11 protein-coding genes are annotated in these 13,193 nt (G+C 57.7%); all 11 read left to right on the forward strand.

Annotated elements, in window-relative coordinates; all coding sequences use genetic code 11:
- Positions 1-6 precede the first annotated feature (6 nt).
- Positions 7-1,389 carry an undecaprenyl-phosphate glucose phosphotransferase gene (locus C8C92_RS08460; protein WP_116743536.1) on the forward strand — a complete coding sequence of 461 codons (1,383 nt, stop codon included), beginning with the start codon at positions 7-9 and terminating at the stop codon, positions 1,387-1,389.
- Between the two features lie 306 nt (positions 1,390-1,695).
- The gene (locus tag C8C92_RS08465) at positions 1,696-2,616 is read left to right on the forward strand and encodes an EpsD family peptidyl-prolyl cis-trans isomerase (RefSeq protein WP_243420148.1); all 921 of its coding nucleotides are present in this window, start codon (positions 1,696-1,698) and stop codon (positions 2,614-2,616) included.
- An 88-nt stretch (positions 2,617-2,704) separates the two neighbouring features.
- Positions 2,705-3,469 (forward strand): polysaccharide export protein EpsE, encoded by a 765-nt coding sequence (gene epsE, locus C8C92_RS08470; RefSeq protein WP_243420149.1) that lies wholly within the window; start codon positions 2,705-2,707, stop codon positions 3,467-3,469.
- A gap of 109 nt (positions 3,470-3,578) precedes the next feature.
- Positions 3,579-4,988: a chain length determinant protein EpsF gene (gene epsF / locus C8C92_RS08475; protein WP_099760228.1), complete on the forward strand. Its 1,410-nt coding sequence runs from the start codon at positions 3,579-3,581 to the stop codon at positions 4,986-4,988.
- 16 nt (positions 4,989-5,004) lie between these two features.
- Positions 5,005-5,892, forward strand: a complete 888-nt coding sequence (epsG, locus tag C8C92_RS08480) for a chain length determinant protein tyrosine kinase EpsG (protein ID WP_099760227.1) — start codon at positions 5,005-5,007, stop codon at positions 5,890-5,892.
- Between the two features lie 394 nt (positions 5,893-6,286).
- Positions 6,287-7,387: a glycoside hydrolase family 5 protein gene (locus C8C92_RS08485; protein WP_099760226.1), complete on the forward strand. Its 1,101-nt coding sequence runs from the start codon at positions 6,287-6,289 to the stop codon at positions 7,385-7,387.
- A gap of 461 nt (positions 7,388-7,848) precedes the next feature.
- A complete protein-coding gene (gene xrtB, locus C8C92_RS08490) occupies positions 7,849-8,742 on the forward strand; it encodes an exosortase B (protein ID WP_099760225.1) in 894 nt (297 codons plus the stop codon).
- Positions 8,735-9,448, forward strand: a complete 714-nt coding sequence (gene epsI / locus C8C92_RS08495; protein WP_099760224.1) for an exosortase-associated protein EpsI, B-type — start codon at positions 8,735-8,737, stop codon at positions 9,446-9,448. The genes xrtB and epsI overlap by 8 nt, the downstream gene beginning before the upstream one ends.
- Positions 9,449-9,505: 57 nt before the next feature.
- On the forward strand, positions 9,506-10,792 hold the full coding sequence (locus C8C92_RS08500; RefSeq protein WP_099760223.1) for a polysaccharide polymerase: 1,287 nt from the start codon (positions 9,506-9,508) through the stop codon (positions 10,790-10,792).
- Positions 10,782-11,909: a glycosyltransferase family 4 protein gene (locus tag C8C92_RS08505; protein ID WP_116743537.1), complete on the forward strand. Its 1,128-nt coding sequence runs from the start codon at positions 10,782-10,784 to the stop codon at positions 11,907-11,909. The genes C8C92_RS08500 and C8C92_RS08505 overlap by 11 nt, the downstream gene beginning before the upstream one ends.
- Before the next feature lie 191 nt (positions 11,910-12,100).
- Complete coding sequence (locus C8C92_RS08510) at positions 12,101-13,168, forward strand: acyltransferase (RefSeq protein ID WP_116743538.1); 1,068 nt, start codon at positions 12,101-12,103, stop codon at positions 13,166-13,168.
- The last annotated feature ends 25 nt before the right edge of the window (positions 13,169-13,193 follow it).

Below are 13,193 nucleotides of genomic sequence, written 5' to 3' on the forward strand. Positions count from 1 at the left end.
AGTAAAATGACGATTAACGATATACCTCTGATTTCCTTTTTTCAGCGTGTGCTCGACCCCTTGGTCATCATGGTCACGCTGTATGTGTGCTCGATCGTACTCGGTTCTTCCTTCGACGGTTATGCGCTGATATTGATGATACTGGCGTTTTTCATTTCATCGACCATCTATCAGCATATCGACCCGTATCGCGCCTGGCGTGCCGGGCGCATGTGGGCCTATGCGCGCGACGTGATCGTCGGCTGGGCCGTCACGGCGCTGATCCTGGTCATGCTCGGCGTGGTCAGCGGCCTGGCGCAGCATTATCATGTCAAGGCCGTGTATGCCTGGTTTGTCATCACGCCGTTGCTGCTGATCTTCCTGCAACTGGCGGTGCGCCGCGCGCATTCCATCCAGGGCAACGGCGACGAAGTGCGCTCTGTCGCCATCATCGGCGCCAACAATGTCAGCGTGCGCTTTGCCGACGCCATCAGCAAGCACCCGAACCTGTTCATGCAGGTGGACGGCTACTTTGACGACCGGGAAGAGGAGCGCTGGCCAGAGGGCATGCATCACCCGATGCTGGGCCGAATGGATGAGATTGCCGCCTACGTGCGCAGCAAGCAGACCAAGATGATTTTCATCAGCCAGCCCATCTCGGCGCAGCCGCGCATCCGCAAGTTGCTCGATGAATTGCAGGACACCACCACCTCGGTGTATTTCCTGCCGGATATTTATGTATTTGACCTGATGCAGGCGCGTTTTGACAATGTGTGCGGCATGCCCGTCATCGCCATCTGCGAATCGCCATTTACAGGCTGGAACAGCACGATCAAGCGCATGAGCGACCTGGTGCTCGCCTGCCTGATCCAGTTGTGCCTGCTGCCGCTGATGCTGATGATTGCCATCGCCGTGAAGCTGACTTCGCCCGGTCCCGTCATTTTCAAGCAGCGTCGCTACGGCCTGTATGGCGAAGAAATTATCGTCTATAAATTCCGTTCGATGACGGTGTCGGAAGACGGTGCCAAGGTGGTGCAGGCCACCAAGGATGACCAGCGCCTGACGCGCATCGGCGCTTTCCTGCGCCGCAGTTCGCTCGATGAGTTGCCGCAGTTTATCAATGTGTTGCAAGGGCGCATGAGTATTGTTGGCCCGCGACCGCACGCAGTTGCGCACAATGAGCAGTATCGCAAGTTGATCAAGGGCTATATGTTGCGCCACAAGGCCAAGCCGGGCATTACCGGCTGGGCGCAGGTCAATGGCTTGCGGGGCGAGACGGAAACCCTCGACAAGATGGAAGCGCGCGTGCATTTCGACCTGGACTATCTGCGTAACTGGTCGCTGTGGCTGGACCTGTGGATTGTGGTGCGCACGGTGCAAGTGGTGCTGAAACGGGAAAATGCCCATTGATGGCGTGAGAGACTATCAAGAAGATTGCCGCACAGCCAAGCAATGTGGCGTGGTGACAACTCCCAGCTTGCCCGGCGTCTGGCTTTTATGTTGACCAAAGAAAATTAGTTGCATCATTTGTGATTTCTATAATTCTGTTGCATAATTTGTACCTGTTGCATGCTAAAGTGATTGCAGGGCCTGTAAGATAACGTGCTGAAACAATGTAGTGCATGCATCGTTTTGATCCGCCTGCCCGAAAAGCGTGGCAGCGCTTGAAAACATGTTGAACCCTCTGAGATGGCGAGTCCGATGAAAATGAAACGAATGAATGTACAACAACGCATCCTGACCGCTGGCGTTATCCTGTTGACAGTGGCCGGCCTGGCCGCCTGTGGTGGCGATAAGCAGAAGAAGGTGGGCCAGGCGCTCGCCAGCGTGAATGGCGAAGAAATCACGGCGCTGCAGCTGAACGAGGAATTGCAGCGCGCCGGCGTGCCGGCGGCGCAGCAGGAAGCGGCCAGCAAACAATTGCTCGAAGCGCTGATCGACCGCCAAGTGGTCGAGAATGTTGCGTTGAAAGAAAAGATCGACCGCGATCCGAAGGTCATGCAAGCCGTCGAGCGGGCCAAGGCGCTGATCATCAGCCAGGCCTACATGCAAAAGAAATTGAGCGGCATGGCGCCTCCGAGCAAGGCCGAAGTGGAAGATTACTTCAACAAGCACCCTGAGTTGTTCAGCAATCGCAAGCAGTTCGACATGCGCCAGTTGCTGATCGCCAGCAAGGATATGAACGATGCGCTCAAGCAAGTGATCGACAAGAGCAAGTCGCTCGATGAGGTAGCGGCCTGGATGGAGAGCAACAAGATCGGTTTTGCGCGTGCCCAGGTGTCGCGCACGACGACGGACCTGGCGCCGGAGCTGGTGACCAAGTTGCAAGCCATGCCAAAAGGCCAGCTGTTCATCATCAATGAAGGTGAACGCGCGATGCTGATGACGATCGTCGACATCAAGGATGTGCCGGTCAAGCTGGCCGCCGCCGCGCCGCAGATCGAGCAGTACCTGGTCAATACCAGGACCAAGGATGCCGCCAAGAAAGAAATGGAGCGCCTGCGCGCAGCGGCCAAGATCGAGTATCTGAACCAGCCTGCCGCTTCTGCTGCCACTGCGGCGTCGGGTGCGGCGTCTGCCGCCTCGGCAAGCGCCAGTGCTGCGGCTACCGCACGGGGCGTTGCTGGCCTGAAATAAGCATGTCTGGCACCATTGATATTTTGCATAACTAACCGTAATGACCGACGAGATCGAGCTGATGATGAAACGACTGATACTTTTGATAATGACTTCACTGCTGGCCTTCACGCTGGGCAGTGCCAATGCCGGAGAAGTCGTGCTCGGCGCGGGCGACGTGCTGAAGATTTCCGTCTACGGCAACCCGGATCTGGGCGTGGAAACGCGCGTCAGCGAAGCGGGCGACATCACGTTCCCCCTGATCGGCCAGGTCAACGTCATGAAAATGGCCGTCGCCGAGGCGGAAAAGAAGATTGCCAACAAGCTCGAAACGGGCGGTTTTGTGAAAAAGCCGCAAGTCAATATCATCGTTACCTTGTTGCAAAGTCAGCAAGTGTCGGTGCTGGGCCAGGTGAACCGACCGGGCCGTTATCCGGTCGATGGCCGCCGCAGCCTGCTTGACTTGCTGGCGCTGGCCGGTGGCATCGGTCCCGAGGGCGGCGATACGGTCAGCCTGATCCGCAAACGCGATGGCAAGACCACTACCGATGTCGTCGATGTCGTGGAAATGGTGCGTACTTCCGACCTGAACCGCGATTTTGACCTGGCCGCCAACGATGTTGTATTTGTAGAACGCGCGCCACGCATCTATATTTATGGTGAAGTGCAACGTCCAGGCCCCATGCGCCTGGAGCGCTCGATGACGGTGCTGCAGGCGCTGTCGGCCGGTGGTGGCCTGACCCAGCGCGGCACCGAGCGCAACATTCGCATCAAGCGCCGGGGGCCGGATGGCAAGTTGCAGATCCTCGATGCCAATCACGATGACCTGCTGCTCAGCGACGACGTGGTGTATGTGAAGGAAAGCTGGTTTTAAGAGCCGATTCCAGCAGTGAGCGTCTTCTGCTGGGATAGGCTCTGATGATGGCAGCAGCCTTGCTGCTTATTTTGCACCGATTGTTTTGCAATGATATGAGACGGTTTCTATGAATTTCTCCCAGTTTTTACTGATATTGCGCGCTCGCCAGCGCGTCATCTGGATCACCCTGGTGATTGTGGTGGCGACAACGCTGGCGATCAGCCTGCTCCTGCCCAAGACGTACAAGGGTACGGCATCCGTGTTGCTTAATTACAAGGGCGTCGATACCGTCACGGGCCTGGCAATGCCGGGTCAACTGATGGCCGGCTACATGGCGACGCAAATCGATATCATCAGCAGCAAGAACGTTGCCCTGCATGTCGTCGATTCGCTGAAGTTGGCGCAAAATCCTGCCGTCATCGCCCAGTTCAACGCTGCCACGGGCGGCGAGGGCGCGGTGCGTGACTGGCTGGCCGATCTGTTGCTGAAAAAACTCGAGGTCGTCCCTTCGCGTGAAAGTAGCGTTGTAGAAATCAGTTTCAGCGGTTCGGACCCGAGTTTCGTGGCCGCCATCGCGAATGCCTTTGCCGAAGAGTACCAGCGCGTCAGCATCCAGCTGAAAGTTGAGCCTTTGAAAAAAGCCTCGGCCTATTTCAATGACCAGACGCGCCAGATGCGCGATGTACTGGAAGCCACGCAAAGCCGTTTGTCCAAGTACCAGCAGGAAAATGGCATCGTCAGCCTGGATAACCGCGTCGACGTGGAATCGAACCGCCTGAACGATTTGTCGCAGCAACTGGTGATGGCGCAGTCGCAGTCGATGGAAGCGACCTCGCGCCAGCGCATGGCGCAAGGTGCATCGTCGCTGGAATCGCCCGATGTGGCGCAAAATCCGATGATCCAGAATTTGAAGATTGCCCTCGGCACGGCCGAATCGAAGTTTGCCGAGATTTCACAGCGCCTGTCGCAGAACCACCCGCAATACATCAGCGCCAAGGCGGAACTCGATAAATTGCGCAGCGACCTGGCAACGGCTATTCGTGTCACTGCAGGCAGCGTGAGCAACAATGCGCAGATTTTGCAGCAGCGCGAAGGTGCCATCCGTGGCGCCATGGCGGCGCAAAAAACCAAGGTGCTGGAACTGAACCGCACGCGCGATGAAATGGGCGTGCTGATGAAGGATGTCGAAAGCGCCCAGCGCGCCTACGACGCCACGTCGCAGCGTTTTTCGCAGACCAGCATCGAAGGCCAGGCCGAACAGTCCGATATATCGATCCTCAATCCTGCCGTGCCGCCGGTCGCGCCGGCGGGGCCGAAAGTCATCCTCAACACCGTGCTTGCCTTCTTCTTTGGCGGCTTGCTGGGCCTGGGCTTGAGTATTCTGCTGGAAATGCTGGACCGCCGCGTGCGCTCCGAACGCGATCTGTTCGATGCGCTGCAAATTCCGGTGCTGGGCGTGATCGCCTGGCAAGCGCCGAAGCGCCGCCGCTTCAAGTCCCTGAAGTCGGTGTTGTCGAGCCGCTTGCGTTTGAATTAATTCGATAGGAAACACAATGAATCATCCTGCACTGGCTGGGCATGTACCAGCACCTGGCGCCCACACGGCGCACGTTGGCGATTCCAGCATCGGCGGCTTGCTGCTGGAGTCGGGCAAGATCACGCCGGAAAATGCCGAACGCGTGCTGCGCATGCAGAAGGAACTGGGCATCCGTTTTGGTGAAGCGGCGCAGCGCCTGGGCCTGATCACCGAAGCCGATATCGAGCAGGTACTCGCACGCCAGTTCAATTATCCCTACCTGCCGCGCGGCACCGGCAACTTTTCGGACAAGCTGCTTGCCGCGTACGAGCCATTTGGCCAGCAAGTCGAAACCTTGCGCGCCATCCGCAGCCAGCTGATGCTGCGCTGGTTCGCACGCGGCCACAAGGCGCTGGTGGTGGTGAGTATCAATGCGGACGATGGCGCAGCCATCTTTGCCGCCAACCTGGCCGTGGTCTTTTCTCAGCTCGGCGAGCAAACCTTGCTGGTCGATGCGAACTTGCGCGCGCCGCAACAGCAGGAATTCTTCGGCCTGAAAGGTCGCCAGGGCCTGTCGGACCTGCTGGCTGGCCGCGGCGACCTGGACGCGATCGCCAAGATCGATTCGTTTGTTGCCTTGTCGGTCATGAGCGCGGGCACCTTGCCGCCGAATCCGCAGGAATTGCTTAGCCGCACTTCATTTGCCACGCTCAACGAGCAAGTCGCCTCGCGCTATGACGTGGTGTTGTACGACGTCGCGCCATTCTCCAGCGGCTCGGACGCGCTGGCCGTTGCTGCGCGTGCGGGCGGCGCCTTGCTGGTGGCGCGCAAGAATGCCACTGGACTGGCCGATCTGGCAACCTTCGCCGAACAGTTGGAGCGTAACGGTGTTGAAATTGTCGGTACCGTTATGCAAGAGTTTTAACCCCACATTGTTGCTGCCCCTGCGCATATCGTGCCTGAGCAGGCATGATATGCACGCTTCCTCTGCCCGAGCTTGCCTGGCCGCCCTGTGCGGCCATTTTCATGATGTGAGCAAGCGGCACACGAATTTTTCCATGATGAAATAGAGCGGCTTGTCCTGGCGTCGTAGCAATTAGCGCTTATGATTCAACTATCGCTCGTTGAGCGGGCCGTTGCTCGGCAAAGATGGCCGCTTGCGGTCGGATAGGGGGAATGCTTGCCGGTGGCAACACGATGCACGTATTGACAAGGCCAGCCATGCTCAATATCAAGCCAGGCCTGGTTTGTATTGCGCCAGCAAGGATGGGAAATGTATAGTGGCAAACGATGTATTTCCACAATGGAGGGATGCCAACATGAAATTTCTGTTCGACACAGTCCGACAATTGAGCGGCGATCACGGGGGGGCAGATGCCGGCAGCGCCATGGCGGGCGCAGGACGTTTGCGCCGGGGCGCGCTGGGCGTGTTGCTGGCCGCAGCGATGGCCGTTGCCGTGCCTGTCGGCGCCACTTGCCTGGACAAGGCGCCCTTGCGCGGCGTCAATCTGGCCGGAGCAGAATTCAATGGTGGCAAGATTCCCGGTACCGTATTCAAGGATTTCATGTATCCGAGCGCGAGCGATATCAGCTACTTTGCCAATCTGGGCGCGAACATGCTGCGCCTGCCGTTCCGCTGGGAACGCTTGCAGCCGGTCGTGGGCGGCCCGCTCGACCCGACACAGCTCAGATTTATTGCCAGGGTGGTGGAGACGGCGAAATCGCACGGCGTGTGTGTGCTGCTCGATGCGCATAACTATGGTGCCTACAACAATATTCCATTGGGCAGGCCTGGCGCCACGACCGAGGACTTCGCCGATTTCTGGGTACGCATGAGTACAGCCTTCCCTGATGTTGATACGGTCGCGCTTGGACTCATGAACGAGCCGGTGCTGACGAGCCTGAGGCAATGGGGCGAAACGTCCAAGGCCACGCTGGCAAAATTGCGTGAAAATGACGCGAAACACTTGGTCGTCATTGCTGGCGGTACCTATAGTGGCGCGCATGACTGGGCCACGCCGCGCGACGGCGTGTCCAACGCCACGACTTTTGCTAGCGTGAAAGACCCGCTGGGACGCACCCTGATCGAGGTGCACCAGTATGTCGACTCGAATTACTCGGGAACCAAGGCCGATTGCATCTCACCGGCGAAGCTGACTGATATCCTCGAAAAGGTCAGGGTCTGGGCCGTGGCCAACAAGCAAAGGGTATTCATGGGCGAATTTGGCGTTGCCGACACGCTAGAGTGCCGGCCCACCTTGCAGGCGGCGCTGACGTCGATGCGTAATGCGCCATGGGCCGGTTGGACGTACTGGTCAGCGGGCGCGTGGTGGGGCAAGAATTATATCTTCAGTGTGCAGCCGGTCGTGGGCGTGACGCGCAATTCCCTGTCCCTGCTGCAGGTCGAGTGGCAAAAATAGACGGTGGCGTAGCGTGCCACATCGCTTGTTGCACACGCATGGCCGCGTCAGTTGGCGCGGTCATGCGCCCCGTTTCATCGTGTAGCTTGCTGCTGAAGTGCGTGTGTTGCCGTTTGTGTCAGTCCGTTTCCGTCGTGGCAACTGCGGCAGGTTAAAGTTAACCAAGAGAATCATTTTTCCGTATGGCAAGTGATTGATTGCACAGGGATTTGTCTATTTTGCCAATATTTGCGCGTGGACGAAAAAATAGCCTGCCCAAATGCAGTATTTCAGCTTGACCAGCGTCGCGGCTCCGTTATAATCTTAATGTTTTGTTAAAATAGTTTCTTATCCTTTAAAGGTTTCTGGGGGAGCTATCTTGCAAATACGATAGGCCGAGGTTTAACCGATGCCAACGATGCGGTGCTGTACCATTCGGTAAGGCAGGCGCTTTTGATACGACAGTCATTCATGGGGTAGTGATGCAAACCTCTTCCTTAAGCTCGCGCGACGCCGTGATACCGTGGTGGAAGGCCGCCATTCCCGAATGGGGACCGGTCGTGGTCGGTTTGCTGGCCCTGTACGTCCCGTCCTTTTATGACTTGATCACTGGCTTGTGGATGAGCGAGGAGCAGGCGCATGGCCCGATCATCCTCGTGCTGTCGACCTGGCTGCTGTACCGCAAGTGGCCGGAAATGATGGCAAGAACCGAAGGCCAGCCTACCTCCAAGGCCGGCTGGATCGTCGCCGTGGTGGGCCTGGTCATGTATGTGCTGGGCCGCTCGCAACAGTTTTCCATCTTTGAAATCGGCTCCTACATCGTCCTGCTGGCGGCAGTGCTGTTGATCAAGCGCGGCACCCTGGCCTTGCGCATCATGTGGTTCCCCCTGTTCTTCATGCTGTTCATGATTCCCTTGCCCGGCATCCTGGTGGCGATGTTGACGATGCCGATGAAGACGGCTGTGTCGTATGTCACTGAACATGTGCTGTTTTTCCTTGGTTATCCGATCGCCCGCAGCGGCGTGATTTTGCAGATGGGCCAATATCAGTTGATGGTAGCAGATGCCTGCGCCGGTTTGCACACGCTGTTTACGCTCGAAGCCCTGGGTTTGTTCTACCTCAATCTGGTGCGCCATACGTCGGCCCTGCGCAACGGCGTGCTGGCTGTACTGATCGTGCCGATTTCCTTTACGGCCAATGTGATCCGCGTGATGACCTTGACCCTGATTACGTATTATTTCGGCGACGCGGCAGGGCAGGGCTTCCTGCATGGTTTTGCGGGCATGGTGCTGTTCATATCCGCCCTGTTGCTGATCCTGGGCGTTGATTGGCTGTTGCAGTCGTATGTGCAGCGGCGGGAGAAAAAACATGCTTGATACACTGCAAGGTAGGCAGCGCAAGACGCTGTTCGCGGGCCTGCTGCTGGGCGTGCTGATGGTATCGACCTCGGTGCTGACGAAGATAGTGACGCCCACGGTCAAAATGTCCGAAGGCAAGCCCATGCTGGATCTGACGGCACTGGTGCCGGCCGAGTTTGGCGAGTGGCATGAAGAGCGCGATGCGGCAGCCGCCGTGGTCAACCCGGAAGCCGAGGCTGCGCTGGCGAAGATTTACACGCAAACGCTGGCGCGCACCTATGTGAACGCCGCTGGCGAACGCATCTTGCTGTCGGTCGCTTATGGCGATGACCAGCGCGGCGAAGCGACGCAGGCACACCGCCCCGAAATTTGCTATACGGCGCAAGGCTTTGCCATCACCAGCAACGACGTTGGCACGTTGAAGGCGGCCGAGCGCAACATTCCCGTGCGCCGCTTGGTGGCAGTCAGTGGCAGCCGCAATGAGCCGATTACCTACTGGGTTACCGTTGGCGATCGCGCCACCTTGCCCGGCGTGGGGCGCAAGCTGCTCCAGCTGTTCTATGGCCTGGGCGGCAAGGTGCCCGATGGCTTGCTGTTCCGCGTCTCGAGCATCCAGGCCGACAAGACGGCGGCATATGCGTTGCAGGATCAGTTCGTCAATGCCCTGTTTACCCATATCGGCAAGGCGCCGACGGAAAAACTCGCCGGCAAGTTCGATGACTAGCAATACCACGGCGTGCAGCCTGACCAATCTGTCTTATTAACCGATGATGAAACAAGCATGACACTCTACGCCCGCCCCGCTCACGCCAGCCTGCCCGACGCTGGCGAGGAGAGCAACAAGCGCCATTTGTTGCTGGCCATCCTGATCGCCGCCACGGTTTACCAGGCCGTGCTGTGCTTTGTGCACACGCATTTCTTCAAGGCATCGACGGCGCTGGTGGCGTTTTCCGAGCTGTGCATCTACGTCACTTGTGCCGTGCTGCTGTTGCGCCGCATCGAATTGTCTTTCGTGGCCATCCTGACCCTGATCGCCTCGTATTTGCTGCTGCTGGCCTTGCTGCGCAGTTCGCTCGATCCCAAGGGTTTCCGCGACATTATCATCCTGGTGCTCTTCTATTTTCTTGGGCGCAATTTCGGTGACGAGAAATACGCCGACCGTCTGTTGAAAATCATTATCTATATCGTGCTGGCGGTGGGCTTTTTCGAGTTGCTGCTGGTCGATGTGTATTCCAAGCTGTTCAATGTGTATTCGTATTACCTGGCGCAAGGTAATATAACCACCAGTACCAACTGGGCTGAAGGCAGTACCCTGGCGCTGAACGGTATCCGCCCGGCCGGCATCGGCCGCACCATCCTGCCTTTCCTGCTGGGCAACCATCGCGTTTCGTCCGTATTTCTCGAACCTGTCTCGCTCGGCAACTTTTCCGTGATCGTGGCCGCATGGGGCTTGTCCAAGGGCCGCGAGCAATGGCGTTCGATGGCCTTTTTTCTCGCCGCCGCCGCCATCATGATCACCCTGGCCGATTCGCGCTATGGCCTGGTGACTGTGGGCGTGATGGTGCTGATGCGCCTGCTTTTTTCGGGACGCGGCAATCGACTGGTGATGCTGCTGCCTTTCGTGTGCGCCGTCATCCTGATCCTGTTCGGCCTGTATTACGATGGGCGCTACAGCGACAATATTCCTGGTCGCTTGTATTCGAGCGGCATTACCATGGTGCGTTTCGGCACGGCGGAAATTTTCGGACTGGCCGGCTACAACATCAACTTCGGCGACATGGGCTATTCCATCATCCTGACGCGCTTTGGCCTGTTTGGCTGCGTGGTGCTGTGGATCGGCCTGTGGATGATCAAGATGCGCGACGAACACGGCGAGCGCTTCCGTACCTACATCGTTATCTATATGTCGCTGATCCTGTGCATCAGCGGTACCTCCCTGTTCGCGCTGAAGTCGGCCGGCGTCCTCTGGTTCTTGCTCGGCTGTTGCGCCGTGCGCGACAAGAAATGGCTGGCCTCTCCGCTGCGCTCCGGCCAATTTGTTGCCGGGAAAGCCCATTATGCCGATTAAAGTTGCACATGTTGTTCGCCAGTACTATCCATCGATCGGTGGCATGGAAGATGTCGTACAAAATATTGCCCATTACCAAGCCCGTTGCCACGGCCATATTCCCACCATCATCACGCTGAACCGCGTATTCGTGAACCCGGCCGACATCCTGCCGGCAGAAGAGGTGGTCAATGGCGTGCGCGTGATCCGTATTCCCTACTCGGGCTCCACGCGCTATCCGTTCTCGCCCAGCGTGGTGCGGCTGCTGGGCGACTATGATGTGGTGCACGTGCATGGCGTCGATTTTGCCTATGATTTCCTGGCCGCCACCAAGTGGCTGCACCGACGTCCGCTGCTTGCCTCCACCCATGGCGGCTTCTTTCATACCAGCTTTGCTTCGCGCCTGAAGACGATCTTCTTCCATACCGTCACGCGCGCCACCTCGCACGCCTATGCGCGGGTGGTCGGCACCAGCGACAATGACGGCAATCTGTTCGGCAAGATCATCAAGGCGCCGCGCCTGACGGTGATTGAAAACGGCGTCAATGTGGAAAAGTACCAGGCCAAGGGTTCCGCCACGAAGTTGCCGTGCATCATGTACTTCGGGCGCTGGTCGTCGAACAAGGGATTGAAGGAAACGCTGGACCTGTTTGCCGGACTGGCCGCGCGCCATCCTGAATGGCGCCTGGTGATTGCCGGGCGCGAGTATGACCTCAGCCGCGCCGACCTGGAAGCGCTGGCGCGCGAGAAGGGGATTGCCGAACGCGTCAGCATCGTCGCCAATCCCAGCGATGCGCAACTGGCCGAGCTGATGTCGCAGTCGAGCTACTATATTTGCCTGTCGCGTCATGAAGGCTTTGGCATCGCCGCCATCGAAGCGATGAGCGCGGGCTTGACGCCCGTGCTCAGCGATATTCCGCCATTTCGCAAGCTGCTGGAAAAGGCGCAGCTCGGTATCTTGCACACTGGCGACGTGGCGCAGACGATGGCGGCAATTGCCGCCGCGCATGCGCAAGACCAGGATGCGTACGCGGCGCGGCGCATGCAATTGCAGCATTTTTCCGAGCAGTACAGCTGGAATCACATCGGCGCGCGCTACGTGGCAATCTATGAAGAACTGCTGCGCAAGCGAAAATAAGCTGGCGTCAAAGATGCTTCCTTATTAAAACCGTGGTGCAAAAGGTAATTATTTCAAGCTGCATGTCCTAATATGCAGGCAATAAAGATTAATCTAATTATAATAATGCTGCGCGGCGGTGTGTTGATGCACCGATTGCAGGAGCAGCCGAGACGGCTATGTTTTTCCTTCATAACCGGTGAGCTATCTGAGTGAACAAGAAAATCGATTTAATCTCCGGTCTGGCCGGTTTTGCCGCGCTGATGGTGATTTACGCCCACATGGGTAGCGAAGGATTTTTGCGCCTGTCGCACCATTTCCATAACCTGGGCGTGATGTTTTTCTTCTCGCTCAGCGGCTTTCTCTTGTCCTACCTGTATATCGACAAGAAATTCTGTGCCGAGGATGTGACTGCCTACAGCCTGGCGCGCCTTACGCGCATCGCGCCCGTCTACCTGTTCACGATCCTTGCGTCCTTCGTCATCTTCACTTGCTTCGACCCGCAGTTCGTGTATCAGATCGGCGCACACAATTTGCTGCGTCATCTGTTGTTCATCGGTAACGAGTCTGTCTTCTGGACGATAGACCCGCAAGTGCAGTTCTATGTCCTGTTCCTGCTGCTGTGGAGCGCGACGGCCCACTATGTGTCGACCAAGAATGCCTTGCCACTGGTCTTTCTCGTCTTCGCCTGCGTGCTGCTGATCATGCTGCGCCGCAGCCTGCCGGGCACGTTTGTGGGCGCCAATCTGCACTACTTTGCCTTTGGCGTGCTGGCCGGCGTGGTGCGCCGGAAGATGCACATTGAATTTCACCAGCCGCAGTTGATCAATATCATCCATGTGAGCTTGTTGCTGCTTTTCCTTGGCGTCGAATGCGGCATCATCCAGCTCAGCGAGCGCATGCCCCATGAAAACCTCAGCACGCTGGTGATGGCGATGCTGGTGGCCTTCTTTGTTTTCGTCTTTTCCTTCGACTCCCTCAGCGCGCGCCTGCTGTTCGGCAATCCCTTGCTGCGGCTGATGGGAAGCCTGAGTTTTTCACTGTACCTGCTGCACATGCCGGTGCTGTACTGGGTCAAGAAACTGTATCCGGACGAGATTACCCATCCCGTCGTCGTCGCGCTGACTTTCATGCTGATCATTGCGCTGGCGACCCTGTACTTCTATACGGTGGAACGCTATTGCGCGCTGGCCGTGAAAACCCTCGGCAAGAAGTACGCCGGACGGATCGAAGGCATGTTCACGCGCCTGGGCGTCAAGAACAGGGCCACCGTCAGCTGACGCGATGTCCACTTTTTTCTCTCTT

The organism is Janthinobacterium sp. 78 (genome assembly GCF_003096775.1).
Lineage (GTDB): Bacteria > Pseudomonadota > Gammaproteobacteria > Burkholderiales > Burkholderiaceae_D > Janthinobacterium > Janthinobacterium tructae.

Coding starts and splice junctions, on each gene's coding strand:
- epsG (WP_099760227.1), top strand. CDS start 5,005: ATGAATCATCCTGCACTGGCTGGGCATGTACCAGCACCTGGCGCCCAC.
- C8C92_RS08485 (WP_099760226.1), top strand. CDS start 6,287: ATGAAATTTCTGTTCGACACAGTCCGACAATTGAGCGGCGATCACGGG.
- epsF (WP_099760228.1), top strand. CDS start 3,579: ATGAATTTCTCCCAGTTTTTACTGATATTGCGCGCTCGCCAGCGCGTC.
- epsE (WP_243420149.1), top strand. CDS start 2,705: ATGACTTCACTGCTGGCCTTCACGCTGGGCAGTGCCAATGCCGGAGAA.
- C8C92_RS08460 (WP_116743536.1), top strand. CDS start 7: ATGACGATTAACGATATACCTCTGATTTCCTTTTTTCAGCGTGTGCTC.
- C8C92_RS08500 (WP_099760223.1), top strand. CDS start 9,506: ATGACACTCTACGCCCGCCCCGCTCACGCCAGCCTGCCCGACGCTGGC.
- C8C92_RS08505 (WP_116743537.1), top strand. CDS start 10,782: ATGCCGATTAAAGTTGCACATGTTGTTCGCCAGTACTATCCATCGATC.
- epsI (WP_099760224.1), top strand. CDS start 8,735: ATGCTTGATACACTGCAAGGTAGGCAGCGCAAGACGCTGTTCGCGGGC.
- C8C92_RS08465 (WP_243420148.1), top strand. CDS start 1,696: ATGAATGTACAACAACGCATCCTGACCGCTGGCGTTATCCTGTTGACA.
- xrtB (WP_099760225.1), top strand. CDS start 7,849: ATGCAAACCTCTTCCTTAAGCTCGCGCGACGCCGTGATACCGTGGTGG.